The sequence below is a fragment of the Wolbachia endosymbiont (group A) of Hylaeus communis genome, assembly GCF_947251915.1.
GTDB classification, from domain to species: Bacteria; Pseudomonadota; Alphaproteobacteria; order Rickettsiales; family Anaplasmataceae; genus Wolbachia; species Wolbachia pipientis.
Window position 1 is genome coordinate 42,292 of sequence record NZ_OX366396.1, and the last position, 26,598, is coordinate 68,889.

27 protein-coding genes, 4 tRNA genes and 1 pseudogene are annotated in these 26,598 nt (G+C 36.2%); 14 read left to right on the forward strand and 18 right to left on the reverse strand.

Annotated elements, in window-relative coordinates; all coding sequences use genetic code 11:
* Nucleotides 1-8 precede the first annotated feature (8 nt).
* The 9 genes from sucD to hemF all read right to left on the reverse strand — a co-directional run bounded on the left by sucD (nucleotide 9) and on the right by hemF (nucleotide 5,740).
* On the reverse strand, nucleotides 9-884 hold the full coding sequence (gene sucD, locus OPR52_RS00190; RefSeq protein ID WP_015589444.1) for a succinate--CoA ligase subunit alpha: 876 nt from the start codon (nucleotides 882-884) through the stop codon (nucleotides 9-11).
* Between the two features lie 3 nt (nucleotides 885-887).
* A complete protein-coding gene (gene sucC / locus OPR52_RS00195) occupies nucleotides 888-2,039 on the reverse strand; it encodes an ADP-forming succinate--CoA ligase subunit beta (RefSeq protein ID WP_265038204.1) in 1,152 nt (383 codons plus the stop codon).
* 37 nt (nucleotides 2,040-2,076) lie between these two features.
* Nucleotides 2,077-2,277: a 30S ribosomal protein S21 gene (gene rpsU, locus OPR52_RS00200; RefSeq protein ID WP_320109384.1), complete on the reverse strand. Its 201-nt coding sequence runs from the start codon at nucleotides 2,275-2,277 to the stop codon at nucleotides 2,077-2,079.
* 199 nt (nucleotides 2,278-2,476) lie between these two features.
* Nucleotides 2,477-2,550, reverse strand: a tRNA-Pro gene (locus OPR52_RS00205).
* A 218-nt stretch (nucleotides 2,551-2,768) separates the two neighbouring features.
* Nucleotides 2,769-3,455 carry a 16S rRNA (uracil(1498)-N(3))-methyltransferase gene (locus tag OPR52_RS00210; RefSeq protein WP_006279818.1) on the reverse strand — a complete coding sequence of 229 codons (687 nt, stop codon included), beginning with the start codon at nucleotides 3,453-3,455 and terminating at the stop codon, nucleotides 2,769-2,771.
* 28 nt (nucleotides 3,456-3,483) lie between these two features.
* Nucleotides 3,484-3,555: transfer RNA gene (locus OPR52_RS00215), tRNA-Glu, on the reverse strand.
* 68 nt (nucleotides 3,556-3,623) lie between these two features.
* A complete protein-coding gene (locus tag OPR52_RS00220) occupies nucleotides 3,624-3,986 on the reverse strand; it encodes a hypothetical protein (protein WP_223823129.1) in 363 nt (120 codons plus the stop codon).
* A 50-nt stretch (nucleotides 3,987-4,036) separates the two neighbouring features.
* The gene (locus OPR52_RS00225; RefSeq protein WP_259348826.1) at nucleotides 4,037-4,834 is read right to left on the reverse strand and encodes a hypothetical protein; all 798 of its coding nucleotides are present in this window, start codon (nucleotides 4,832-4,834) and stop codon (nucleotides 4,037-4,039) included.
* Nucleotides 4,835-4,915: 81 nt separating this feature from the next.
* Nucleotides 4,916-5,740 (reverse strand): oxygen-dependent coproporphyrinogen oxidase, encoded by an 825-nt coding sequence (gene hemF / locus OPR52_RS00230; protein ID WP_264723038.1) that lies wholly within the window; start codon nucleotides 5,738-5,740, stop codon nucleotides 4,916-4,918.
* Nucleotides 5,741-5,900: 160 nt separating this feature from the next.
* Between hemF and OPR52_RS00235 the strand changes: the two genes are divergently transcribed.
* From OPR52_RS00235 to OPR52_RS00245, 3 genes are all read left to right on the forward strand, one after another.
* Nucleotides 5,901-8,381: a response regulator gene (locus OPR52_RS00235; RefSeq protein ID WP_264723039.1), complete on the forward strand. Its 2,481-nt coding sequence runs from the start codon at nucleotides 5,901-5,903 to the stop codon at nucleotides 8,379-8,381.
* Nucleotides 8,382-8,471: 90 nt separating this feature from the next.
* Nucleotides 8,472-9,314, forward strand: a complete 843-nt coding sequence (locus tag OPR52_RS00240) for a ParA family protein (RefSeq protein ID WP_006280226.1) — start codon at nucleotides 8,472-8,474, stop codon at nucleotides 9,312-9,314.
* Nucleotides 9,311-10,162, forward strand: coding sequence for a ParB/RepB/Spo0J family partition protein (locus OPR52_RS00245; protein ID WP_265029912.1), 852 nt, complete (start codon nucleotides 9,311-9,313; stop codon nucleotides 10,160-10,162). The genes OPR52_RS00240 and OPR52_RS00245 overlap by 4 nt, the downstream gene beginning before the upstream one ends.
* A gap of 366 nt (nucleotides 10,163-10,528) precedes the next feature.
* Here OPR52_RS00245 and OPR52_RS00250 read toward each other — a convergent pair.
* From OPR52_RS00250 to OPR52_RS00285, 8 genes are all read right to left on the reverse strand, one after another.
* Nucleotides 10,529-11,361, reverse strand: a protein-coding gene (locus tag OPR52_RS00250) for an IS5-like element ISWpi1 family transposase (RefSeq protein ID WP_265037890.1) whose coding sequence is annotated in 2 segments (ribosomal slippage) — nucleotides 10,529-10,992 and nucleotides 10,992-11,361 — 834 coding nt in all. Because the reading frame shifts where the segments join, the coding sequence is not laid out codon by codon here.
* Nucleotides 11,362-11,451: 90 nt separating this feature from the next.
* Nucleotides 11,452-12,311, reverse strand: a protein-coding gene (locus OPR52_RS00255; protein WP_265037751.1) for an IS630 family transposase whose coding sequence is annotated in 2 segments (ribosomal slippage) — nucleotides 11,452-11,987 and nucleotides 11,987-12,311 — 861 coding nt in all. Because the reading frame shifts where the segments join, the coding sequence is not laid out codon by codon here.
* A gap of 233 nt (nucleotides 12,312-12,544) precedes the next feature.
* Nucleotides 12,545-14,293, reverse strand: a complete 1,749-nt coding sequence (gene dnaG, locus OPR52_RS00260) for a DNA primase (protein ID WP_264723421.1) — start codon at nucleotides 14,291-14,293, stop codon at nucleotides 12,545-12,547.
* 72 nt (nucleotides 14,294-14,365) lie between these two features.
* Entirely contained in the window at nucleotides 14,366-14,521 is a 156-nt protein-coding gene (locus tag OPR52_RS00265; protein WP_264723420.1) for a hypothetical protein, read from the reverse strand.
* Nucleotides 14,522-14,532: 11 nt separating this feature from the next.
* A complete protein-coding gene (gene ltrA, locus OPR52_RS00270) occupies nucleotides 14,533-15,834 on the reverse strand; it encodes a group II intron reverse transcriptase/maturase (RefSeq protein ID WP_265038130.1) in 1,302 nt (433 codons plus the stop codon).
* Nucleotides 15,819-16,247 (reverse strand): hypothetical protein, encoded by a 429-nt coding sequence (locus tag OPR52_RS00275; protein WP_264722787.1) that lies wholly within the window; start codon nucleotides 16,245-16,247, stop codon nucleotides 15,819-15,821. Before OPR52_RS00275 ends, ltrA begins: the two co-directional genes overlap by 16 nt.
* Nucleotides 16,237-16,362, reverse strand: a complete 126-nt coding sequence (locus tag OPR52_RS00280) for a hypothetical protein (protein WP_265038209.1) — start codon at nucleotides 16,360-16,362, stop codon at nucleotides 16,237-16,239. Before OPR52_RS00280 ends, OPR52_RS00275 begins: the two co-directional genes overlap by 11 nt.
* 1,037 nt (nucleotides 16,363-17,399) lie before the next feature.
* A tRNA-Gly gene (locus OPR52_RS00285) sits at nucleotides 17,400-17,472 on the reverse strand.
* Nucleotides 17,473-17,644: 172 nt separating this feature from the next.
* Here OPR52_RS00285 and OPR52_RS00290 point away from each other — a divergent pair.
* From OPR52_RS00290 to radA, 11 genes and pseudogenes are all read left to right on the forward strand, one after another.
* On the forward strand, nucleotides 17,645-18,265 hold the full coding sequence (locus OPR52_RS00290) for a ribonuclease D (RefSeq protein ID WP_265038211.1): 621 nt from the start codon (nucleotides 17,645-17,647) through the stop codon (nucleotides 18,263-18,265).
* Nucleotides 18,266-18,381: 116 nt separating this feature from the next.
* Nucleotides 18,382-18,705 (forward strand): thioredoxin, encoded by a 324-nt coding sequence (gene trxA / locus OPR52_RS00295; protein WP_006279168.1) that lies wholly within the window; start codon nucleotides 18,382-18,384, stop codon nucleotides 18,703-18,705.
* Between the two features lie 42 nt (nucleotides 18,706-18,747).
* A tRNA-Ile gene (locus OPR52_RS00300) sits at nucleotides 18,748-18,824 on the forward strand.
* Between the two features lie 78 nt (nucleotides 18,825-18,902).
* Complete coding sequence (locus OPR52_RS00305) at nucleotides 18,903-19,559, forward strand: CADD family putative folate metabolism protein (protein WP_265038212.1); 657 nt, start codon at nucleotides 18,903-18,905, stop codon at nucleotides 19,557-19,559.
* 39 nt (nucleotides 19,560-19,598) lie between these two features.
* Nucleotides 19,599-19,985 carry a dihydroneopterin aldolase gene (locus OPR52_RS00310; protein WP_264722868.1) on the forward strand — a complete coding sequence of 129 codons (387 nt, stop codon included), beginning with the start codon at nucleotides 19,599-19,601 and terminating at the stop codon, nucleotides 19,983-19,985.
* Nucleotides 19,982-21,262, forward strand: a complete 1,281-nt coding sequence (folP, locus tag OPR52_RS00315) for a dihydropteroate synthase (protein ID WP_265038213.1) — start codon at nucleotides 19,982-19,984, stop codon at nucleotides 21,260-21,262. The genes OPR52_RS00310 and folP overlap by 4 nt, the downstream gene beginning before the upstream one ends.
* Entirely contained in the window at nucleotides 21,259-21,738 is a 480-nt protein-coding gene (locus OPR52_RS00320; RefSeq protein WP_265038214.1) for a dihydrofolate reductase, read from the forward strand. Before folP ends, OPR52_RS00320 begins: the two co-directional genes overlap by 4 nt.
* Nucleotide 21,739: 1 nt before the next feature.
* Nucleotides 21,740-22,477 carry a putative folate metabolism gamma-glutamate ligase gene (locus tag OPR52_RS00325; RefSeq protein WP_265038215.1) on the forward strand — a complete coding sequence of 246 codons (738 nt, stop codon included), beginning with the start codon at nucleotides 21,740-21,742 and terminating at the stop codon, nucleotides 22,475-22,477.
* A 116-nt stretch (nucleotides 22,478-22,593) separates the two neighbouring features.
* Nucleotides 22,594-23,582: pseudogene (locus OPR52_RS00330) on the forward strand (IS630 family transposase).
* Between the two features lie 329 nt (nucleotides 23,583-23,911).
* Complete coding sequence (locus OPR52_RS00335) at nucleotides 23,912-24,079, forward strand: hypothetical protein (RefSeq protein ID WP_265038217.1); 168 nt, start codon at nucleotides 23,912-23,914, stop codon at nucleotides 24,077-24,079.
* A gap of 177 nt (nucleotides 24,080-24,256) precedes the next feature.
* On the forward strand, nucleotides 24,257-25,600 hold the full coding sequence (radA, locus tag OPR52_RS00340; protein ID WP_265038219.1) for a DNA repair protein RadA: 1,344 nt from the start codon (nucleotides 24,257-24,259) through the stop codon (nucleotides 25,598-25,600).
* On the opposite strand, the gene ftsY is transcribed toward radA, so the two are convergent.
* Nucleotides 25,587-26,498, reverse strand: coding sequence for a signal recognition particle-docking protein FtsY (ftsY, locus tag OPR52_RS00345; RefSeq protein ID WP_264722862.1), 912 nt, complete (start codon nucleotides 26,496-26,498; stop codon nucleotides 25,587-25,589). The two genes, radA and ftsY, sit on opposite strands and share 14 nt — an antisense overlap.
* Nucleotides 26,499-26,598 lie beyond the last annotated feature (100 nt).

Genomic DNA, 26,598 nt, shown 5'->3' on the forward strand with positions numbered 1-26,598 from the left:
CCCTAATTCTAGTGATGCATTACTTCCAATACCTTCTTACCAATTACTGCAGGGGTTTCAGCAATTGCAATCCCGGCACTCCGCATAACTTCTAGTTTTGCACCAGCACTTCCACCGCTGGAGGAGATGATTGCTCCAGCGTGTCCCATACGTCTTCCTGGAGGTGCCGTTTGGCCTGCTACAAAACCAACGATTGGCTTTTTAGTTTTTTCTGTTTTCACAAAATGTGATACATCTTCTTCTTCGTTTCCACCTATTTCACCAATAACTACAATACCATGAGTATCGTCATCTTTTAAAAAGAGCTCCATACAGTCGACAAATGTCATACCATGAATTGGATCCCCCCCAATTCCGATACACGTGGATTGACCAAGACCAACAGCGGTTGTTTGTGCTACTGCCTCGTAAGTTAAAGTTCCGGAGCGAGACATAATTCCTATGTGTCCACGCTTATGGATATGGCCAGGCATAATTCCTATTTTGCATTCTTCAGGTGTAATAATTCCCGGACAGTTGGGACCAATCAATCGACTTTTTGAGCCGATAAGCGCACGCTTAACTTTCACCATATCAAGTATAGGAATGCCCTCTGTAATACAAATTATCAATTCTATTTTTGCATCTATTGCTTCAAGTATTGCAGCAGCAGCAAATTTAGCAGGTACATATATAACTGTAGCATTTGCACCGGTTTTTTCTTTGGCTTCTGCTACAGTATTAAAAACGGGTAAATTAAGGTGAGTGCTACCACCCTTTCCAGGAGTTACACCTCCCACCATTTTCGTTCCGTAATCAATTGCTTGCTCTGAATGAAATGTGCCTTGTGCACCAGTAAAACCCTGGCATATTAATCTTGTATCTTTGTTTACTAAAACGGACATGCTTTATTTTACCTCTTTTACTATCTTTTGTGCAGCATCACCCAGTTCATCTGCAGCAATAATATTTAATCCTGACTCTTCTAAGATTTTTTTTCCTTCTTCAAAATTAGTACCTGATAATCTAACCACTAGAGGAACTTTAATGCTCATTTCTTTTGCAGCCGCAACAATTCCACTTGCGATAATATCGCAACGCATTATACCACCAAATATGTTAACCAGAATTCCTTTTACGTTGCTATCAGACAATATGATTTTAAATGCTTCAGTTACAGTTTCTTTACTCGCTCCACCACCAACATCCAAAAAGTTAGCAGGCTCTGCTCCGTAGTATTTTATTATATCCATTGTTGCCATAGCAAGACCTGCACCGTTTACCATGCAACCAATACTGCCATCCATTTTGATGTAACTGAGCCCATATTTTGAAGCCTCTATCTCTTCTTTCACTTCTTCATCATAATCACGAAGTTCCATAATTTCTGGGTGACGATATAAAGCATTGTCATCGAAATTAATTTTCGCATCGAGCGCAATAAAATCTCCAGAGTTTGTTTCAACCAGTGGATTAATTTCAATTTGGCTCGCATCAGTTGCAATAAACGCATCATATATATTTTTTGCAACATTTGTTATTTTTTCTATTTGTTCTGGACTCAAATCAAAACTGCTGCTTAACTTGCTGCTATCAAAACTTGTAGCAGAATCAATATCAAATTTCACAATTTTTGCAGGAGAATTTTTTGCCACTTCTTCAATGTCCATTCCACCTTCTGAGGAAAATATGAATATTGGCCTACTGAGCTTCGGGTCGATTACCAGGCTTAAATAATACTCTTTCTTAATGCTTGAGCCTTCTTCAACGTACACTTTTCTTACTTGCTGACCGCTTGGCCCTGTTTGATGAGTAACTAAAGTCATACCAATCATGTCCTTTACAAACTGTTGAGCTTCTTCAACTGACTTTGCTAGCTTTACGCCACCGGCTTTACCCCTACCACCTGCATGAATTTGAGCTTTAACTACAAACACGTCAGATTTTAATTGACTTACTTGAGTCTTTACTTCTTCCGCAGATGTAGCAACAAAACCTTTTGGCACTGGGACATTAAATTTATGCAAAACTTCTTTCGCTTGATATTCGTGAATATTCATAAAATAACCAATGATAAACTATTAACCTGAGTACAAACTACCAACCATAACGCTGCCTTCTGCACTCTTGTTGGTACCTCTTTTTTTTAGCTTCAGCTTTCTTTTTAGCTCTTTTTTCTGATTTTTTTTCATGATATTGTTTTTTCATTTTCAACCCTCTTCCTTCCTTTTGAATTGTTTTTTTCAATACTGGAAGAGCTCTGTGTACATCACCATAATGGACTGATACTTCTATCAAACTCTATACCTCCTTCGGTAATCATTTCAAAATCTATTTATAAATTAGAAAATTAACATTGTCAATTATTTTATAAACTTGAGCGTTAAAATATAATATGCCACAATTTACATGGTAAATGATGTCATTCCAGTGTCAGCTACTTGCTTACTGATGGAGATTGCTCTTATATTGCAGCGTTTTTACAATCGTACTAACATCGGGGCGGAGAGATTTGAACTCCCGACCCTTTGGTCCCAAACCAAATGCGCTACCAGGCTGCGCTACGCCCCGACTTCTTTACTCAGAGTATCAATAACTCAGGCAAAATGCAAGATTCATTTGTTTACTTTAGAAAAAATATAATATGAGATTTAATATTATCTTAGAATATGTTTTTTATTAGCTCCTCTTTAACAACAGACTGCTTCGTAGAAAGTCTACAGGGTTTTTGTGCGCGCAACACTGAACCAGATTTCTTTATGACCCAAACCTTAGTCATATTTAAAAATCTAGCTACACCAATTGGTGAAAGTGAGTGCAGCAACTACAGCAGTATCGACCCTTAAAATTCTTTTTCCTAGACTCAATTTTTGACAAAACTTATCGGCAAGATCAAGTTCATAAGATGAAAAACCACCTTCAGGGCCAACAATAATAGCAACATTTTTTTTGCCTTTCAGCACTTTGTCAGCTTTACCTGTTTCATCACACAAAACAAAATTTTTACTCTGGGAATCAGGTAACTCACAAAAGTTAATAGGAGGCAAAATCTCTGGTATACTTATCCTACCTGATTGTTCCGCTGCTTCGATTGCTTGTAATTTTGCTCTACTTAGGTTAATATTTTTTACCACTGTACGTTCCGTTGAAATAAATTGAATGCAGATTACTCCCATTTCAGTTGCCTGTCTTACTATGTTGTTCAAAGCAGCACTTTTTACCATGGCACAATACAGGTATAAATTTTCCTCATATTGCTGTTGTTTAGTGCATTCTTTGGGTGTAACTTCTGTCAATTTACGCGATATATTAACTACTTCTCCTAACCATTCTCCATCTTTTCCATTAAAAAGAGAGAGATTATCATACTTCTTAAGCCGCATTACATTGCAAATATAGTGACTTTGTTGTGGATTAAGTGCTAAACTCACGCCTTGTGATAAAGCTTCTTCAACATAGAGCCTAATTTTTCCCATTCAAAACTTTAATTATATTCTACTTGAGTGACTCTTACGGGATTTGAACCCGTGTTACCACCGTGAAAGGGTGGTGTCCTAACCACTAGACGAAAGAGTCAACTTGAATCTAACTAGGTTATATCGATTACATATATAAAGTCAATTCAATTATTTTGAATCACATAGTTAGAGGGATATATCAGTAATCTTATATCGACAGCCTCCTATTACTCCATGCTCAATACTCACTGAACCTATCTCAGATTTAGGAGCTAATTCTAATTGTTGTTCAACTTTTGTATCGGAATCATAGCCAGAATCGTAGCCAGAATCTCTACGCTCATATTTCTGCCTTATTTCTTCTACACTAAAGCCAGCCTTGGTCTTAATTTTTTGATCATTAGTCTGTTGCTGACTTATCGACTTATTAGCACTTAGCTCATTTAGCTTCACTTGCCAATCATTCACTTTATCTTGCACTAACCCATGGCAAGTTCCAGAATTAGCTTTTATGTCTTTTGCTTTTCTTTCTGCTCTTTTCTTGGACAAATCTACCCTAGCATAAATAGGTTCTGACGACTGTTCTGGCTCTTTCTGTTTTAGGCTAGTAGGCTTTTTTGTTCTGAAAGATCATCTATAGTGCAATAAATAGGTTCTTCTGATATACTCAAATAACCACTATCTTCCAATGATAAATTTTCAGTGGATTTTTTATGTGAATCATATATTTCAGCATAAATAGATTCTTCTGATACACTCAAATAACCATTCTCCCCTAATGAGTTACTAACCTTAGCATCATACACCTCAGCGTAAATTGGCTCTTTTGAAGGCAAAGCATCATAATTAGTGCTCTTTGGCTTATACTCAAAAGTTCTAGGAGGTTTTTGAGGTGGTATTACATTGTTGTTCACCTCAGCGTACATAGTTATTGGCTCATATTCAGAGGTTCTAGGAGGTTTTTGTTGTATAGCTTCAACATTCAAATCATCTGTAGAATAATACTCTGCGCCTTTTCCTAGTAAAAAGGAAACTGTGGGGTGAAGAATTATCTCTGCTGGTAAGTTTTTCTCACTATCCAATTTTAGATTTTTTGATTCTGCTAAACTCTCAATAACACGAATTATAACATTCTTTCCATTCTCATCTATTGAGTGGATATCAGCTCCACGATTAATCAGCAATTCCATTATTTTGTGATCTGTAGCATGTCCTAAAGCCTGATTTAAAGCTTGATTATTATTTATATCAAATGATCCTGTATTCTTGAGAGACATAGTCTTTGAAAAGAATTTTCTAAAACTATTTAATGCATCATAGAGAATGAGAGTCAGTTTAACACCTTTTATGTCATTGTTTTTGACAGATTTAATTAAAAAATTATCTATTATGCCCATGATTATACCCCCTATATAAAAGCTCACTACCATGGTACAATTTTAAACTATGATGATTTATTTTCTACTAATAGCAGCTCTCTATAACCACTTAACAAGTGGTGGCATTGACATCATAATTGCATCTGGATTGCCGTCAGTCATTAAACCAAACCTTGTGCCACGATCGTATAACAGATTGAATTCTACATATCTGCCACGTTTTATTAATTGATTTTCTCGTTGTTCTTTTGTCCAAGATTTTTGTATATGTTTACGTATGATGTGCAAATAAATTTCCAAAAAGACTTCACCTACTGCTTTTGTGAACTCAAAATCGTTTTCCCAGTTGCCAGAACTCAGATTATCATAGAAAATGCCACCAATACCACGTGGCTCTTTTCTGTGTTGTAAGAAAAAATAATTGTCACATTGCTCTTTAAATTTTGGATAATATCCGGTGTCAAATCTATCACATGTCATTTTGATTGATTCATGGATATACTTGCAATCTTCTTCATTTTTATATATTGGCGTAAAATCCATTCCTCCACCAAACCATTGTTTTGAAGTATATATCAGCCTTGTGTTCATATGTGCTGCAGGGATAAGGGGCGATTGCATATGAGACACTAAAGATATACCGCTTGCCCAGAACTCTCCGTTACTTTCACTTGCACCAGGAATTTCATTAATGGCTGAATCTGCAAATTTTCCGTGTACTTTTGAAACGTTTACTCCAACTTTTTCAAAAACATTACCAAAAATAATTGTAGATTCACCACCTCCACCACCTGGGCGATCCCACTTTCTCTTTTCGATCTTTGGCTCTGCGGATGATTGTTTTTCAATTAATAAGAAAGATTCTATGATCTTATCTCTTAGTGCACAGAACCATTTAAATGCTTGTGTTTTTTGTTTTTCCATAATATCCTCTTACTAGCTTATTAACATTGTTGTATCTGATATTTAAGGAACTTAATTAGATTTGGATGATAATTATCTATCAAAGACGTTAATAAATCTATAATAATTAAATCAATATAATAGAACATTTTCGTATGTACAACAATGCCAAGTAACAATAATGAATAAGAGATACATAGATAACAAAAAAGAGAACAGGGTTGATTTCATACTAAGAAATTATGGAATGTCAATTGTTGTGATGGCAGTTATTATGCTCTTACCTCCAGTAGCAATATCGATACTCTACTTTTTTGATATATATAGTCAGCATATTAATATAGAGATTAATTTATTAGTTAGCATTCTAACAACTCTCTTTATGATGTATAATGTAAAACGCTACAGATACCTACTTAATACTATAGAATTTCAAAATGCAATATTTGCAAATGCACTAAATCATAATACAGAATTTTGCCTTATTTTACATAAAGATGAAGGTATTATTTATGCTGATGCAAGGTTCTACGAAAGGTTTAAAGATCATATAGATGATGACATTACGTTAGGCAAGATTCTTGAAATAGGAGATGTTTCAGAAGCAGACAAAAAAGTACTCTATCATGCACTAAAAAATAACTCTTCTGTACAGGTATGCATTTCCTTAAACAAGAAGAATAGAGTATCTAACTTTCTTTTGCTCTTTGAGCCAATACCAGATAATCCCCAAATTGCTATAAATAGTAATAAGATTTTAAATTTATCATTAGTGCCAATAGCAAGGCCAGATGGGTATTTTGTGTTAAAAGCAACACAGATAAACAAGGAGCAGATATATGAAGAGTTAATAGAAAAACACAGTATAGGAACTTACATTGCAAATGCCAAAGGAGTGATTTTATCTGTAAATAAAAGATTTTTAGACATATTTGAACTGAAAAAACTGGAAAAAGGTAGCTCAATCAGTGATTTTATATCTCAATCTAAATATAACAATACAATAACCGATAATGAAATTTTGTTTTTTACTATAAGTGGTATTCCATTCAAGGCTTATATGAGCACTGCTATATTTTGTGATAAATACAACCATAGCTATATATATGGCTTTATAACACCAACCGAATCAAATCTTGTTGATTATCAATTACACCCTTGTTTTGCAAATTCATCAATTGCTATTGCACAATGTGACATAAACGGCAACTTTGTAAAGAAAAATACGGCACTAATAAAGCTTGCAGGGTCAGATAATAATTCAATCTTTACATTGATATTGGATAGTTATCATGTAAAAATACGTGAATATTTTTCGAGTAATAGAATAAATAATGCGTCCTTTGATGTACAGCTCAACGGCGGTAATAACATAAAAATATATTTCAATAAGTTTCTTCATAATAAAATGATCTTCATACTTTGTTATTTTATTGACAATACTGAACACAAAAACCTAGAGATAAAGCTTGAGCATTATCAAAAGATGCAAGCTATAGGGCAGTTAGCAGGTGGTATTGCGCATGATTTCAACAATATATTGACTGGGATAATAGGATTTTGCGATTTGCTTTTACTCCAGCATTCAGCTGGTGATCCATCTTTTGGAGATATAATACAGATACAGCAAAATGCAAAGCGTGGATCAAATTTAGTAAGACAATTGCTTGCTTTCTCAAGAAGACAGACCTTGCAGCCAAAAATTATTGATGTAAATAATACTATAGCTAATCTTTATGAAATGATAAAAAGATTAATAGGTGAAAATATAAAATTTAATATTTATTATGGTAGAGACTTGGGTGCTGTTAGGGCTGATCAAGGGCAATTAGAGCAAGTTATACTTAACTTAGCAGTCAATGCTAGTGCTGCTATGGAAAAGGGCGGAGAATTAACTATACGAACCTTTAATCAAAAGATTGACTCATTAAATTCTACACCTCAGGATATGTTTTCTCCAGACAAGGAAGCGATTGAACATGGAAATTATGTTGTGATTGAAGTAATTGATACTGGATGTGGAATGACGAGTGATACAACTGAAAAGATCTTTGATCCATTTTTTTCTACTAAAGATATTGCTTCCGGTACAGGTCTTGGCCTCTCTACTGTATATGGCATTATTAAACAAACTGAAGGATACATCTATGTTGCTAGCAAAGTAAATCATGGAACTAAATTTAGCATATTTTTGCCCATGGTTTACATATCAGATGAAAATGATAGAGAGGAAGATAGTGAAGAAACAGAAAAACCGGTAGTAAGTGAAATTAAAGGTAATGGTATAATTTTATTAATCGAAGATGAAGATTCAGTAAGGGAATTCATCTCTAAAGCACTCAAAAGAAAAGGATTTGATGTAATAGAAGCAAGCATAGGCAGCGAGGCGCTAGAAATAATCAGTAAAAAAAGTCAACATATAGATCTTATAATCACTGATGTAATCATGCCAGAGGTGAGCGGCCCAGAAATAGTTAAAGAAGCATTGATCCATAGGCCAAGTATCAACGTTATTTTTATTTCTGGGTATGCAGAAGATGCTTTTTTAAAGAGTGATGACATCAATATAGAAGATTTTCACTTTTTGCCAAAACCATTCACTCTGAATGAATTAGGAAACAAGGTTCAAAGTGTGTTACACAAAGCAAAAAAGACAGTCTAATTTTAGTGTGATTAGCAACAAAAAAATTTTCTAATGCAAAAGTTTCTTGCATATATACAATAGAATTATTTTATACATAAGATAAAAGGCGTGAGCAAGATTATTGCAATAGTAAATCAAAAGGGTGGAGTTGGCAAAACCACAACTAGTATAAATTTGTCGACAGCCTTTGCTGCTGTGGGAAAAAGCACTTTATTGGTAGATCTTGATCCTCAAGGAAATGCTAGCACCGGACTCGGGATTTCTTATCGTAGTAGGGAAGAAAAAAACATATACAAAATACTACTAAGCAGCGAAAATAAATTGATAGAATCGGCAATTTTCAATATAAAGGAAATTCCGAATTTATCGCTAATTTCGTCAGTAGTTGATTTGTCAGCTGCAGAAATTGAATTATCGCAACTTGAGCGAGGAAAATTCGTACTAAAAAGCGCATTGGAGAAGATACGCGATAATTATGAGTATATAATCATCGATTGCCCTCCATCACTTGGGCTTCTGACCATAAATGCTTTGACTGCTGCTAATTCTATTATTGTTCCTCTTCAGTGTGAATTTTTTGCTCTGGAAGGATTAAGCCATTTAGTTAAAACTGTGGAGCTAATAAAAAGGAATAACCTAAACCCTTTTTTGGCAATAGAAGGGATAGTGTTAACAATGTATGACAGGCGCAACAAACTCAGTGAACAGATTAAAAACGATATTTGCCAGTATTTAAATGATAAAGTATACAAAACTATCATCCCATTGTATGAGACTGTTATTCCACGTAACGTACGGTTATCAGAAGCGCCTTCTCATGGAAAACCCGCTATTGTGTATGATCTTAAGTGTCCTGGTGCACAAGCATATATAAGTTTGGCAAGGGAAATTTTAAAAAAGCACGCGAGCAGTTGTAAGGAGAAGAAGCTAGTAAGCGAGGGCGTAGTATGAAGGATGATAGACGCCTCGGCAGAGGTCTTGCCGGTCTCATAGGCGATAATTATGATAATAAAGAAGATCGACAAGAGTATTTGCCTATTTCATTACTGCACCCAAGCAAATTTCAACCGAGGAAACATTTTGACGAGGAATCATTAAGAGAGCTTGCAAATTCGATAAAGAAAAGTGGCATTATACAGCCTATTGTGGTACGCAAAGATTCAAATGATGATGGTTACGAAATAATAGCTGGGGAACGTCGTTGGCGAGCAAGCAAGATTGCAAATCTTGATAGTGCACCGGTTATCATAAAAGATCTGAGCGACAAGGAATGCTTGGAAGTATCCATTATTGAAAATATACAAAGGCAAGATATTAATCCAATAGAAGAAGGTGAAGCTTACAGAAAACTGATAGATGAGTTCTTCTATACACATGAGGAATTAGCTTCAGCTATAGGCAAAAGCCGCAGCCACATAACCAATATGATTCGGATGTTGTCACTTCCCTATAGTGTAAAAATGATGATCAATGAAAAAAAATTGTCTATGGGCCATGCAAGAGCGTTGATTAATGTTGAAAATGCGGAAGATATTGCAGAAAAAATAGTTTCTCAGGGCTTAAGTGTTAGACAAACTGAAAAATTGATAAAAGACTTACACCAAAATAATAATCAAAAAGAACAGAAATATACTAGAAATCAAGATATGACGGTAATAGAAGGCGCTATATCTTCTCAACTTGGTTTAAAGATCAAAATTAATGACAACAATTCTAAGGGTAAAGTTATGATACGGTATAATAATCCAAATGAATTGGATCTAATATTGAAAGTTTTGAATAGGAAACTTGAGGCATAGCTAGTAGCTGTCAGTAAAGCAACAAACCAATATCAACTGTTGGTGTCATGAAAGTAGCTGACACTGGAATCCAGGAATTTTATTAAGTTGGTAAGCATAAAAGTATAACTTCTACGTCATACCGCCGCGGTATCCGCTAACAAGCAGCGGGATGACGATTGTCAGGGTAGCTGTCATCCCAGTGCCCTGACTACTTGGATCCAGGAAAAAGAATGGTGTCATCCCAGTGCGTGACACCCTAGTAGAAATCGTTTTTGTAATTGCAACATTCGTGCAATCTTTAGCCATAAATATTAAGAAATTTACCAAATGAAAAAAAAGGCAAAAGAAGCCCTGGGGTTAGAGGTTGTCCGGAAACAAGTAAATTCAAGCATATTCCCTCTTTAACATAACCCTACTCATAGCTAGGTATATGAAATTCTCAGTGGATGTTGTGAGTAAATCATACTCCTTCGATAGCCTTCTATTCCTATTAACCCAAGCAAAAGTCCTTTCTACAACCCATCTTCTTGGCTGTACTTTAAACCCTTGTTCTCTTGTTGGTAGTAGCTCAGGTGGCGTATCTTTGTGCACCCAAAATCTACATGTAGGCCTTTTAACAATTTCAATATCTATGTCATATTCTTCCTTTATGTGATTCTTTAAATTTCTTCCTTGGTATCCCATGTCAGCCCACATTTTTTTAACTTTAGTATATTTTGTTCTCATATTGTTTAATGCTATTTTAATACCATCTCTATCATTTTCGTTAGCAGCGCCTACGTAACAACCTAGTATAAAACCCTGAGTGTCTGTAATTATATGCCTTTTTCTACCCTTTACTTTTTTACTTCCATCATAGCCTTTGATCCCCCCTTTTCTGTAGTCTTTACAGATTGACTATCTACTATACAGGCACTCGGCTGCTCATTCCTTCCTATTTTTCTTCTACTATATTTTGTAATTTCATAATTCATTTTCTCAAAAATTCCCTGCTTCTTCCATTGCCTGAACTGCTCATACACAGTCTTCCATAGCGGAAAATCATTTGGTAAATACCGCCATTGACACCCTGTACGCAATACATAGAAAATTGCTTCTAATATTTCTCTTTTGCTATACTTTGGCGGCCTTCCTCCTTTCTTGTATGATACTCTGAAGTGTTTTTCTATTCTTGCCCATTCCCTTTCGCTTAGATCTGTTGGATACTTTTTTCTCATCTTTACCCCGTACTAAAATTTCAGATATTATAGCCTTTTACTTGTTTCCGGACAACCTCATATAGCATTTCTCATAATAGTCCGAACAGGTCATAGGAAGGCAGAATCAACAGCACGACGAAAGGATTCGAATAGAGGAATGTTTTTCCTGGCTCTGTTTTTTATAGCAAACCAATGATGCTCAATTTTGTTGAAATCTGGAGAATAAGGCGGCAGATACAAAATTTCTGCACCAACCCCTTTAGCAAGCTCGATAATCTTATCAGACTTATGAAAAGTAGCATTGTCAAGAATGACAGTCTGTCCAGGTTCCAAGATCGGTGTCAAAAATTGCTCAAACCATCCATTAAAAACATCCATATTACAGTGGCCTTCAAAGGTTAACGGAACAACTATCTTTCTTCCACTTAAGGCTGCAACCATACTGATTCGTTGAGTTTTCTTTCCAGATTTTAAGGCATAAAACCGCTGTCCTTTCTGGCAATATCCGTAGGGGTAGTCTTCGGTGTTATCAATGCCAGACTCATCTATATACACTAAGTTTTTAGGTTCTTTTGTCGCTATAATTTTCAAAAATTCAGCACGTTTTTCTTCGTTTCTTTCCTTGTATCCATATGTCTTTTTTTGCGCGTAAATTCAATTTTTTTAAGGGCTCGATAGATCGTTTGGATACTAACGTTGTTCCAAAGTTTAGCCATTTCCGATAGAGTCTTTCCTCCGTGTTCTCTGGCAAATTTGGCAAAGGTATCCCAGTCGGTAATTTTGTGATTGTAACCCCCATTTCCAAGTTTTTTTGATTGAAAGTCTCCTGTTTCTTTTCTTCTTTGCTGCCACTCCCATAAAGTAGTTCGTCCAATCTTAAATCTTGCTGCCACTGTTTCTCTGCTTTCTCCTTCGTCTAGCGCTTCCATTGCTTTTTTTCTTAAATCATAACTATATGCTGCTGGCATTCAACCTCCTTATCATCATCTACCCTTATCCTATCACATCCGGACTTTTATGGAAAGAGCTATATATGCATAGCAGAGCTAACTACAAAAATTATACATTTTCAAGTGATCCTAACCATATCAAAAACTACAGGGCAAAGCTGTTGGAGGAAGGCTTAATTAGTTAAAAATTTCAATCTTATGTAAAATATTGTCTTATTTTGTAATTTTCTTGTTGACTAACGAGACGATATCTACTTTTCAATAAACTCCATTTGCATTTCTTGTATACTACTTTCTATTTGCTCTATTTGTTCTATTAACCTTTCTTCTAAGTCAAGATTACCGCTTAGCCTCGCTTCGGTTCTTTCTTTTCGTAATGCATTTAATTCTTTTAGTAACACTATATTATTCCACACAATTTCTGCAGATTTTCTCTCGTTCAGTTGGCTATTTAGTACACTAGTTTTTTCAAATACATACTTTATAACGTTAAACTGTTTCAATTCTTGTAACAAAGCCTCTTTATCGAGTTTGCTTTTGTTACTTATTACATCAATTACACGCTGTTGTAATCTTTTCATCTCATTAGTAAATTCAAAATGAGAAAATTGCTCAAAAAATATAGGACGGTTCAAAATTTCAGGAAATTCTACGGCTATACGCAAAATTACGGCCTGATTTTGCTCTGCTTCAATTAGCTCTGGAGATTTGTTATGAAGATACTCACCTTTTGTTGCTCCAGTTTTACTATTAAAAATCTGTTTTTTGAAGCTACTTCTTAGTTCACTAGCCTTATTGTAAAAATAATCTCTGTAATACCTTCTAATACTGCTGTTGCTAATAGTATTTACATATTCCATGAACTTGTGCTCAAGAATTGAATATTTTTCCGGAGCAAGTTTTTCATAATTTTGCAAATTGCTATCGATTATGTGATGCCATAAATATTCAGAATGCAGTTTTGTTGAATGGTCAAGAGCAGTCAACACGTCTTCTTTCTTGTATGCCAGTTCGTTACATATATCGTATGGATCTTTATTACTTGGCAAAGTCACAAACTTTAACGTGTATCCAGGCTCTAATATTGGCAGAGCAAGTTCTGCAACTCGGGTAGCAGCATGACGTCCAGCACTATCGCCATCCATACAGATGGAGATTTCTTTAGCAAATCTCCATAGATTTTTTATCTGTTCTGCAGAAATTGCGGTACCAAGCGGAGCAACTGCATTACTAATTCCTGCTTGATGTAGCGCTATAGCGTCCATATATCCTTCAACAACGAGTATGTGCTGTTTTTTACGTATTTCGCTTAAAGCAAAGTTTAATCCGTATAAATTCTCCCTCTTCTTGAAGAGCTGACTCTCTGGACTGTTTAAATATTTCGGCTGTTGCTCAGAACTTAGCGCACGTCCGCCAAAACCAATAACTCTCCCTGCAATGCTCTGTATAGGAAATATCAGCCGGTCATAAAAATAATCATGAAAATTTTTGTTTACTAATCCAATATCAATTAAAATTTTGTCTTCAATACCTGAAGAGTTTAAATACTCTTTCAAACCAGAGCTTGGTGCATAACCTATCTTAAATTTATCTATGATTTTAGGTAAAATCTTACGCTGCTTTAAATAATCTACAACACCTTGATTTTTTTGTGCAAACCAATTTGCAGCTAAATCAAGCGCTAAAAATAGTTTATTGTCCTCTTTTGTAATACTAAGATTTTTGGGCAGTTCAACACCTGTAACCGATGCTAATTTTTCCAATGCTTCTTTAAAGCTTAATCCTTCAGTTTGTGAAATAAATTCAAATGCATCACCACTAGCCAAGCAACCAAAACAGTAATATAACCCCTTAGTATTGCTCACCGAAAAAGATGGGGTTTTCTCGTTATGAAATGGACAGAGCCCAACAAAACTATCTCCTCTTTTTATTAATCTGACTTTTTTACCTACTATGTCGGATAATAATAATTTTGATTTTATAATATCTATATGATCCATCTTGTTAAATTAGTAGTAGGATAAAAATTATATAGAATTTATACACATCTGACTCGAAATTTATTTCTATAACTAAAGCAATTTAGATTTACCGACAATGTAGCTATACAAATTGTTCGGTAGAAGCTGTAGCTTTACTCCTCTCGTTTGAGTTTTATTACTACAACTCCCCCTAAAGAACCGTGCTTGCAGATTTCCCGCACACGGCTCATCAATATTAGTTTTCACAGTCGTCCCTCTTATGCATATAAAGAAAAATGTATTTTTGGCTTTGGTAATGGATTTACTTCTACGTAGTGTACAAACTGTTCCCAGGTCATACTCTTTTTCTGACTACGCCGATTTATCCATTTAAATGCTAGCTTTCTTACTGATGTGTAAAATTGTTTCAAACACCAATAATTTCCGCTAATACCAAAGTAGTTATAGTGTCCTGTTAATTTAGCCTTCAGTACTTGCCACCAATCTTTAAGTCGAATACTTCCGCGGACTATTTTCAACCACTCCTTGATTTCTTTTAGTTTTCTGGCTAGATTTAACTTAGAGGTTTTATGTCCCATCATTAATCTACCACGACGACTTTTTGCACCATAGTGCGTAAACCCCAGAAAATTGAAACTTTCCGTCCTTCGTTTCTCTCTTATCGCTCGTTGCCACTCCCTCTTGCCAAACTTTACTACTCTGGTCTTGTTTTCAGATACTTCCAACCCAAATTTATTTAGCCTTTGTTTCAGTAATTCCAGAAATTCTTCCGCGTCTACCTTACTTTCGCAACAAACCACAAAATCATCGCAAAACCTTATTTGTTGTATATATCCTCTGGATCTTGATTTCAATTTCTTTTCTATCCATAAATCCAACACATAATGTAAGTATATATTTGCTAATACAGGACTTACTATACCGCCTTGTGGTGTACCTTGTTTTGTTGCTTCATAATTTCCAGCTTCGACTATCCCTGCCTTGAGAAACCGCTTTACTAACCACAGCAAATTTGGGTCAGTTATTCGTTCCCTTAGACACCTCATTAGCCATTTATGCTGTATATTATCGTAGAACTTCTTGATATCCACTTCTACAATGTAGTTTATTGGCTTGTACTTAACTGCTTTATCTAGTGCATTTACCGCTTGATGACAGTTTCTTCCAGGTCGAAATCCATATGAGCTGTCCAGAAAGTTTGCCTCGTAAATATTTTCTAATATCTTCTTCAGCATAATCTGTACTAATTTATCCTCGGTCGATGGTATTCCGAGTCCGCGTTTCTCTTTACTTCCAGCTTTCGGTATATATACCCTCTTTACTGGTTGTGGTTGATATTGCTTCCTCTTCATACTTTCTACTAGCACTTCGAGTTTCTCATTCAGATTTTCTCCGTATGATTCCACTGTTATCTGGTCTACTCCACAAGCCTTGTTACGCTTCAGTTCTTTATAACATCTCGCAAGATTCTCTGTATTTATCAGATGGACTAACGATGTGAATTTTAGTCGCTTATCTTGCTTTGCTCTTACTGCTATCTGGTTTAGTTTATATCGCATGTTATTCCTACCTCCGTTGTATTGGCATAGCAATCCCTATTCCAGTTACTATATTGCTGATCGCTTCCCCTTGTACGTGGCTTTCCCACATTCTGAGTACTATCAATCAGTCCGACTTCCCCTGCATCTTCCGCTAGTTCTTGCCTTTGTTGACTTGTTCCAACGTACCTTAATAGGAATGCATGGGATCTCCCAAGTTCACTTGAAGTCCATTTCAATACATGGCACGGTCTCAGATCCCGATAGAGTGAGTGATAACTTGCCTTTACGTTATCCTTCATGCTGTCTTCCATGGCCATGAACATGTCGACCTCTATGTCTTCAGGTATTTCGGGACTCCACTCCTTCACTTCCGTTGTGCCCTGCATTGTCCATCCCACTAGCTCTATTACACTCGTTACCTCATGCAACATAGTGGTCTGTTCCAAACTTTTGGCTAGACTTTGTTTGTGTTGGATTTTCACCAACTGTTCTCCAAGCACTTCTTGGCGCACCTTGGCAGTTACTGACTCTCATTTTTTGTGGCATATTTTTTCTTCAACAGTTAAATGGCTATTTATAATGAATTTTGTCAGTAACTGCCAGTTCTTTTCACTTGAGCGATGCAACAAAGCCCACTGGGATCCAGGAAAGTTTGCTTGTAAGCAAGCAAACTAGCATGGAAAGTTTATACTAAATGAATGTTTTTGATGAGGTTGCACAGAAGCTGGATCCCAGTGTCAAGCACTGGGATGACATCATCCTTTTTTGGATTCCAGACTGGAATGACAGCAGTCCTACGTCATACCGCCGCGGTATTTCCAGATCCCGCTAACACGTAGCGGGATGATGGTTGTCAGGGTGTTGTCCAAGTAGCCTCCTTCTTCTGTTATCCAAGTAGCCTCTTTCTTGTCATCCCAGTGCCCAGACACTGGGATCCAGGAAACTTAACTTTACACCAGGTAATAAGAACTGGATTCCAGCGTCACGCGCTGGAATGACAGCAGTCCTACGTCATACCGCGATTCATTCGCGGTATCTCAGCTGCTAACAAGAGATCCCACTAACACGTAGCGGGATGACGGTTGTCGTTTAGCCATAAACATTAAGAAATTTACCAAACGAAAAAAAAGGCAAAAGAAGCCCCGTGGTTATTGTCCGCTTTAAAATATTGGCGTTTTTTATGTTTTAAACGCTTGACAAGCGAAATTCAGCTGCTTTTAATTGCAACTAACCTACGCTGCAAATGTTTAAGAAATTTACCAAGCAGAAAAAAAGACAAAGAATCCCCGAGTTAGCTAGTCTTTTACTATCTTCGTCGAGTATTGGCATTTTTTGATGTCTTGTAACGCTTTGTAAGCGCGTTCAGCTTATTTAGATAAAAATCTAGATGTAGATGAAGTTTTGTAAAGACATACAGTATCTATATACTGCAAAAAATTGAACATAAGACGCCGATACATTAAGTAATCCTTACCTTTTAATCTGCAGATTGGCGAAAGCAAATACAATAGCTTCAGTTTCATGATAAGGGGGCTAGCGGAGTTTGTCAAGGGATTTTTGACGAAATGATTTTGAAAGCAAAGAGCGGGAGAAGGGGTTCGAACCCTCGACCTCAACCTTGGCAAGGTTGCGCTCTACCAACTGAGCTACTCCCGCAATTAAATTAACCTAAATTTACTTAATTATAGGCATATACAGCGATTTGTAAACCACGTGTACATGAAAAATGTGAGAGCCCATAAATTTGCGTGGTTCCTTCTATGATCTTTTCGTATACTTAAGGCTTATTTTTGATTATCATAAGTTTTTAATTATTCCACAAAGCTTTATGGGAATATTTTTATATAAAGACGACTTGCCAGCTAGTTCAATACCAGATGATATAAGGTCTATAGCTGTTGATACCGAGGCAATGGGGCTACTTCATAGCAGAGATAGATTATGCCTTGTGCAGCTCTCTTTTAATGATGGCAACGCTCACTTAGTTCAACTCAAGAACGATTATACAGCGCCAAATTTGAGAAAAATATTAGAGGATAAAAATATAACTAAAATATTTCACTTCGCGCGATTTGATGTGAGCATAATACGTTATTACTTGGAAACTTGGGCACTTCCGTGCTATTGCACAAAGATAGCTTCACGTTTAGTTCGCACTTACACAGATAATCATAGCTTAAAAGGGTTGTGCTTAGAGCTGCTTGATACCAAACTAAATAAGCAGCAGCAATCTTCTGATTGGGGAAATGAAAATTTGACAGACAAGCAAAAAAGTTATGCTGCATCTGATGTTTTGTATCTCCACAGGATAAAGGAAAAGCTAGATTTAATGTTGGACCGTGAAAATAGAAAAGAATTGGTCCAAAAGTGCTTTGAATTTCTTCCTACTCGTATTGAGTTGGATTTAATGGGTTGGGAAAACGTGGATATCTTTAACCACCAGATGTAATAGAAGTTTTTTGTTTGTGCAAAACACTCTAGGGCAATTTTTCAAGCTCTGCGGTAAGAATTTAGTTGATTAGTTGCTAATAGATAAGCTATATTTTACAAAAATTTAGGTATTTTATGAGTGATGATATTACATCGGTAAATGATCAAAATTTCAAATCTGAAGTCACTGACTATAAAGGGTTTGTTCTGATAGACTTTTGGGCAGAATGGTGTGGGCCATGTAAAAGTCTAATGCCACGTATCGAACAATTGGCTAAAGACAGGAAAGGCAAGATTAAGATCTGCAAATTCGACATAGATGAAGGGACTGAAGTGCCGAGTAAGTATGGAGTGCAATCTATACCCACTTTAATCATATTTCAAGATGGTAAGGAAATTGCACGCAAAATTGGTGCAACAAATGATTTGTCAAGTTGGGTTGATAGTGAAATAAGCTAATAGACAAATTTGCTTTTGTGTGTATTATAAATATTGATAAAAGGGATTGTAGCTCAGTCGGTTAGAGCAGTTCGCTCATAACGAATTGGTCGTAGGTTCGAGTCCTACCAATCCCACCATTGTATTGATCTTAGCATGATCGTAACAATGAGAAAACTATAGTATATGAACTATATATTAATGTAATGGGGGAAATGATGGAATTTACTAAGTCTCTAAATAACAAGTTAGATGAATTGCACTTACTAAATCATCCATTCTACCAGTCATGGAATGAAGGAAAATTGAGCCTTGAAGCTCTACAAACCTACGCTAAGGAATATTATCACCACGTTGCTGCGTTTCCTCGTTATATCAGTGGTATACATTTTCTGTGCCCAGATCTAAAAATGCGACAGGTTTTGCTTGGTAATTTGATAGAAGAAGAACAAGGTGATGAAAATCATCCAGAGTTATGGAAGCGTTTTGCTGAAGGACTTGGAGTAGCACGGTCTGATCTTCTTGAAGATGCACAAGTTAAGGAGACACAAGAATTAGTTGACGGTTACTTTGATATTGTACGATCAGATTTTGCTTCCGGTTTGGGTGCACTTTATGCTTATGAACGTCAAACTCCAGAGGTTTCTAAGTCTAAAATTGAAGGTTTAAAAAAACACTATTCAATAAGTGATGAGCGTTCTCTTCAATTTTTTACGGTCCATATGCATGCTGATGAATGGCATTCTGAGGAATGTGCAAATCTTATTGAAGATCTAGATGAAAAAGAGCAAGATAAAGTTATGCAGGGTGCTCAAAAGGGAGCAAGGCTCTTGTGGGGTTTTCTTGATGGAATGATGAATGCTAGCGTGTGTTAGTAGTTGTAAGTAGCTTAAACTCAGTGATGTTGGAATGCAATGTTTGCATGTAATCTTCTTATATCTGACTTACGGCTTTGGGTTCATTTAGGCTATAGTGCAGAAGAGAAGTATCATTCTCAATTAGTTAGTGTTAATATTGATTTTACCTTTAAATCCCCCCCTTTAGGACTTACAACTGACCGGCTTGAGGATACTATATGCTACTTGGAGGTAGTTCAGAGTATTCAATCTCTCGTTCAAAGCAAGCAATTCAACTTAATCGAGCATTTAACTCATGATATATACAGGACCATTAATAACCTTGTGATGCAAAAAAAGCTTATTATTTCTTCTATAGGCGTAACTATTCACAAAGTTGCACCACCTGTCCCCAGTGTGCATGGAGGTGTTTTCTTTACTTATCGTAATGCGTTGCAAGAATGATTTACATTTCTATTGGCTCAAATATGGGGAATCGCTTTTCCCATTTACAAAAGGCTGCTCAGTTACTGCAGGAACGCTATTTTAAAAATTTAAAATCTTCAATTATTCTGGAAACTAAGGCTATTTTACCAAATGATGCTCCACCTGGGTGGGACAGGCCATTTCTAAATATGGTTGTGTATGGAAGTTGTTCTTCTTCTCCTGAAGAGCTGTTAAAGGGCCTTAAACAAATTGAATGTGACATTGGCCGTCTGCAGGTCTATGAAAAATGGGCACCTCGCGTTATTGATTTGGATATTTTGTTATGGGATGACCTGACACTTGATACACCCTACCTTAAGATTCCTCACCCAGAATTGATAAACAGACCATTTTTGCTTCACTTGATGACAATGCTGAACCCTATGGCAGTAGTTAACAAAACGTTTGGTACTGTTAACCCTAACATTAAGGATTGCTTTTTAAGGAGTTTTACGCTTTCACCAGAGCTTATAGGTATTGTCAATATTACTCCTGATTCATTTTCAGATGGTGGTCTTTATTATGATGCAGATCAAGCAACCAAGCAGGCACTGCGGCTGTTATCAGATGGTGCAAGCATAGTTGAACTTGGTGCTCAATCAACAAGACCTGGCTCCTCAATACAAACTCCAAAAGCAGAGTATGCACGCTTAAAACCAGTACTTGATGACCTTAATCAATATATGAAAGTTGGTGACATTAAAGTCAGCATTGATAGTTTCTGGCCAGATGTTATTTTGAACGTTTTGGAGCACTACAACATTGCCTGGGTAAACGATCAGAAGGGAGATCTAGATGATAATACCTTAAAAGCGATTGCTAGCAGTGGATGTAGTATCGTTATTATGCATTCACTCTCCATACCACCATATAGTGACAACATTATCCCAAGTGACATTGATCCAATTGATACCATAAATAATTGGGCAGAAAGGAACATTAATAGATTACTAGCTCTAGGTTTTGATCAAAGCTCGATCATTATTGATCCTGGTATTGGTTTTGGCAAATCTCTATATCAGAATATCTGGATTTTACGCAATATAGAAGCATTGCAAAGTTTTGGCTGCAAAGTTCTGGTTGGTCATTCTAGAAAGTCATTTATTTCTTCTTTTTCTATAGAACCTGTCTTTAACCGAGATTTAGAAACAATTGCTTTATCATCTGCATTGCACAACAAGGTTGATTTCCTTCGAGTGCATAATGTGCGTGATCACATGCGATTCTTTGTAGCTCAAGCTGCTTTACAGGGATGATAGTTATCGGAATTATGGCTGTTGATCCCAAGGGGGTAATTGGAATAAATAATGGATTGCCCTGGCATTATCCAAGTGAGTTAGATCATTTTCGTCAGGTGACTGACAAACAAGTTATTGTTATGGGAAGAAAAACATTTGAAACTATGTCTCAAAACATATTAAAGGATCGTATCCCTGTTGTTTTTTCTCGTGACAAATTAAATTCTTGTTTTAACAGAGGAGTAAAATGCACTATTATTTCTTCTATGCAAGAGTTTTTGTCAATCCAAAGTAATTCTAAAGTCTTCATGATTGGTGGAGCACAAATAGCGTATCTTTTTTTGGAGTATGATCTAATCTCAGAATTTATCATAACAGAAATTCACAAACCCTATAAAGGTGATGTATATTTCAACTTAACACTTCTTGATGGATGGCATAAAACTATTCTCACCAAAACGAAAGATTATACTATATGTAGGCTAATACGTTAATATGCATGTTAAAGCAATTTATACCCACCGCATTGAATGTGGGGAAGTATTAGAGCAGTTTCTTGATCGCTATGTTTCAGAGTTGCTAGGAGAGGAAGTTGTTCTTGCTATCACATCAAAAATCATTTCTATTTGTCAAAAACAAGTGGTTTGCAAAACTGCTTGTTCTAAAGAAGAGCTAATCAAAAGAGAAGCTGATGCAATTGTTGATGTAGACCATAATTCTTACGGCATCTATTTAACAATCAAAGACAATATCTTAATTCCATCTGCTGGTATTGATGAATCAAATGGTAATGAAATGTATATTTTATACCCAAAGGATGTTCAGAAAACAGCTCTATCAATATGGAACTATCTCAAGACAAAACACTGCATAAAACATCTTGGTATTTTGATTACAGATAGTAACATAACACCTATGCGCCTTGGGGTTACGGGCGTTGCTCTTGGTTGGTGTGGATTTGAACCATTTTATTCCTATATAGGCAAGCCAGATCTTTATGATCAACCACTGCAAGTAACACAAGTCAATCTTCTTGATGCGCTGGCAACGTCTGCTGTTTTAGTTATGGGAGAAGGGGCGGAGCAAACACCAATGGCAATAATTAGTGGCGCACCAAAGATTCACTTTCTTACTCGTCCGCCAACTACAGAAGAAGAAAAAAGTGTGAAGATATCTATGGAAGAGGACCTTTACTCTCCTCTCCTCATGCGAGCCCGCTGGTTAAAGAGTTAAAGAGGAACTTAAAAATTTGCTATTAGACTTCTTATACCAATTCCCGCTACACAAGTAACGGATAGACAATAATAGAAAAAAAGCCATACTGAAGTAAGTAAAGTAGCGAGGTTTAAATGGCATTAAGATCAAAATTATTGGATGAAAAAGTGGTGGAATCAGCAAAAGAAATGCTGAAGAAAGTAAGAAATAACGCATATGTTGCAAAAAAACTAAATGCTGTAATTGCAGCAAAAAAGCACAGTATAACAGCCGTAGCAAAGATATGCTGCATTTCAAGAAAGGCACTTACTGCATGACCTAAAATTTGGCAGAGAAGAAAAATTATTTGCTCCGCCTCAACGCCGTAGAAAAACTATATTGAATCAAAGTCAACGTGAACAAGTTGAGGTGTGGATAGAGGAAAACCCCAATATTACTATAAAAGAAATGAAAATAAGAATTCAAGAAAAGTTTGGTTTGAATATCAGCAAATCTACAGTACACCGTAATATGCAAAGAATGAAATTCTCATATATCACACCAAGACCAGTGCATAACGGACAAGATAAAAGTAAACAAGAGGAATTTAAAAAAAAATCTTAATGAAACTATTGTCATGTATCCTGAAAAAGAGCTATTTTTCTTCGATGAATCGGGGTTTGGCACACATTCAAAGATTGGACACGGGTGGTTTAAAAAAGGCATTAGGACACAGGTTAAGGTAAAACTAGGTAGGCAAAATTTTTATCTCTATAGTGCAGTTAATCCCAGAAATGGAGAAAGTTCTAGCTCAAACGTCAATACTGATTGTATGAATATATTCCTTGAGCAGATGTCACAATATTTAGGAACAAGGGAGGCATTTCTTATCATGGATTGTGCTAGTTGGCATAAGTCAAAAAATTTAAAAGTACCTAAAAATATCGACATTATATACCTACCACCATACTCACCTGACCTCAATCCTGTTGAGAGGTTTTGGTTATATATAAAACAGAACATTTTGCGTAACAAAATCTACGACACAATTGCTTTGCTCGAGAGCGCTTTGTGCAAATTTATTACCTCTCTTTCTCACTCCACAATTAAAAAACTCTGCAATGCCGCTTATTTGATTCACTAGTAATGAGAATTGGTATTACATAACCATATAACATTGGGAATAGAAACAAAAAACTTACTTGACACCCTTCGCCAGCCCCCTTATCATAAAATTGAAGCTATTGTATTTGCTTTCGCCAATCTGCAGATTAAAAGGTAAGGATTACTTAATGTATCGGCGTCTTATGTTTAATTTTTTGCAGTACATAGATACTGTATGTCTTTACAAAACTTCATCTACATCTAGATTTTTATCTAAATAAGCTGAACGCGCTTATAAAGCGTTACAAGACATCAAAAAATGCCAATACTCGACAGAGATAGTAAAAGACTAGCTAACTCGGGGATTCTTTGTCTTTTTTTCTGCTTAGTAAACTTCTTAAACATTTGCAGCGTAAGTTAGTTGCAATTAAAAGCAGCTTAATCTTGCTTGTCAAGCGTTTAAAACATAAAAAACGCCAATATTTTAAAGCGGATAATAACCCCAGGGCTTCTTTTGCCTTTTTTTTTATTCGGTAAATTTCTTAATATTTATAGCTAAACGACAATCGTCATCCCGCAGCGGGATCTATGCTTTGAGATACCGCGAATGAATCGCGGTATGACATAGGGAACCCTTTCTTGGGTTAGCTATAGATTTACTTCGCATATTCAGCTAATTTTTATTACAATTACAACAAAATAATTTTGGCTTTGATGAAAACTGTATATGTATGTCAATCCTGTGGCCACAGCACTGGTAGGTGGGTAGGGAAGTGTATTGCATGTGACAATTGGGATACAGTTGTTGAGGAAATAGCAGTAAAAACGGGCAAAAGAAGTATATCTGCGCCAATTTTAATAAAGACGTTATCGGGTAGCGAAATTATCACTCCAAGTCGTTTTTTAACAGGAATAGAAGAATTAGATAGAGTTTTTGGTGGGGGTATCGTTCAAGGTGCTAGCATTTTAATTGGTGGCGAACCTGGAATTGGGAAATCTACCCTTTTGCTTAGAATTGCAGCTAATGTTGTGCAACTTTCCTCTTTTGAATGTCTTTATGTATCCGGCGAGGAATCTTTAGAGCAAGTGAGCCTCAGAGCAAAGCGTCTTAAGATAAATGAACCTAAAATTAAGCTTTTGTCTACAGTGTCTTTAACTGATGTAGTAGCAACAATAAAGGAAAACAAAAGTATTAAATTCTTAGTAATTGACTCTATACAAACAATGTATGATAGCAGAATTACATCAGCACCAGGAACTGTAACTCAGGTCCGCACTTGCGCACATGAATTAACCATTCTTGCGAAACAATATGGTATTTCCCTCTTAATAGTTGGCCATATAACTAAGGATGGACAAATAGCTGGACCTAAAACTTTGGAGCATATGGTGGATACGGTATTATATTTTGAAGGTGAAAATAGCAATCAATACCGCATTTTACGTACTATTAAAAATAGATTTGGCCCTGCAAATGAAATTGGTGTTTTTGAGATGTCTGAAGCAGGACTTGTGCCTGTTGATAACCCATCATCATTGTTTCTGATGGCCCATGACAGAGAAGTAGTTGGCAGCGCCGTATTTGCAGGAATTGAAGGTTCAAGACCAATTTTAATGGAAGTGCAAGCATTAATAGCAGGGACTAATATGGCAACCCCAAGAAGGGCAGTAGTTGGGTGGGATATTAATCGATTGGCTATGATCATTGCGGTGCTAAATGCTCGTTGCAAAATGTTTTTGCATGATAAAGAGGTATACCTAAACATTGCAGGGGGACTCAAAATACAGGAACCATCGGCTGATCTTGCTGTTGCTGCTTCCCTTATTTCAAGTGTAGTAAATTTACCGCTGCCAACTTCTTCAATAATCTGCGGTGAAGTTGCACTTTCAGGAGAAATTAGGAACATCTCGCATGCTGATCTCAGACTAAAAGAAGCACAAAAGTTAGGATTCAAAAAAGCAATTATGCCTAAAAATGGCAATTATTCTTCTCATGATATTGAAATAATCAAGCTTGGTCACGTAAGGGAATTAAGAGAAGTCTTTAATTACAATTAAATAACGCTTCAGCAAATTCTTTGCTAGTAAACTCCCTTAAGTCCTCTATACTTTCGCCAATTCCTATAGCATATAACTTTATCTTATAGGCTTCTGCGAGTCCAATTACCACTCCACCCTTAGCAGTGCCATCTAGCTTTGTTACGATTAGCCCGGTAACATTAACCATTTTGCTAAATGCTTCTAATTGGCTATAAGCATTTTGGCCGGTAGTTGCATCAAGAACTAAAATAACGTCATGAGGGGCAGTGTCATCCAATTTCTTTATCGTTCTATATATTTTTGATAACTCCTCCATAAGGTTCACATTATTTTGCAGCCTTCCTGCTGTGTCAATTAGAACAACATCAATGTTATCTTTTATAGCTTGACTTACAGCTCTATATGCCACACTTGCAGAGTCGCTACCGTACTCTCCAGTAACAATTAAGCAATCAGAACGTTCTGCCCAAATGTTTAATTGCTCACTAGCAGCAGCTCTAAATGTATCGCATGCAACAAGCATAACGGATTTTCCCATCTCCTTGTATTTATATGCGAGCTTACCTATAGTTGTGGTTTTACCGTTACCGTTTACTCCGCATACCATTATTATATGTGGTTTTTTATTTAAAATTAACGGCTGTACAACTGGGCTCAATATAGCTTCTATTTCGTTCATTAACTGCTGCGAGATAATATTATGTTCAACTTCCTTGTCAAACTTGATGCTTGTGAGCCTGTCAATAATCAACTTGGAAGTTTTATGACCAATGTCCATGCTAATTAGCAATTCTTCTAGCTCATCTAAAAGCGACTGATCTAATTTTTTTTTGCCAGAAAAAATACTTTTCACCCCGTCGCTAAAGCGAGAAGAAGTTTTTAACAAGCCTTTATAAAGGTTACCAAATAAACTCAAGAGAATACTCCTTTTTAATTACAATATAGAGAATGACATGCACTACATGTATTTGTAAAGTAAATACACTCGTAACCCATATATTTTGTGAGTAAAATAT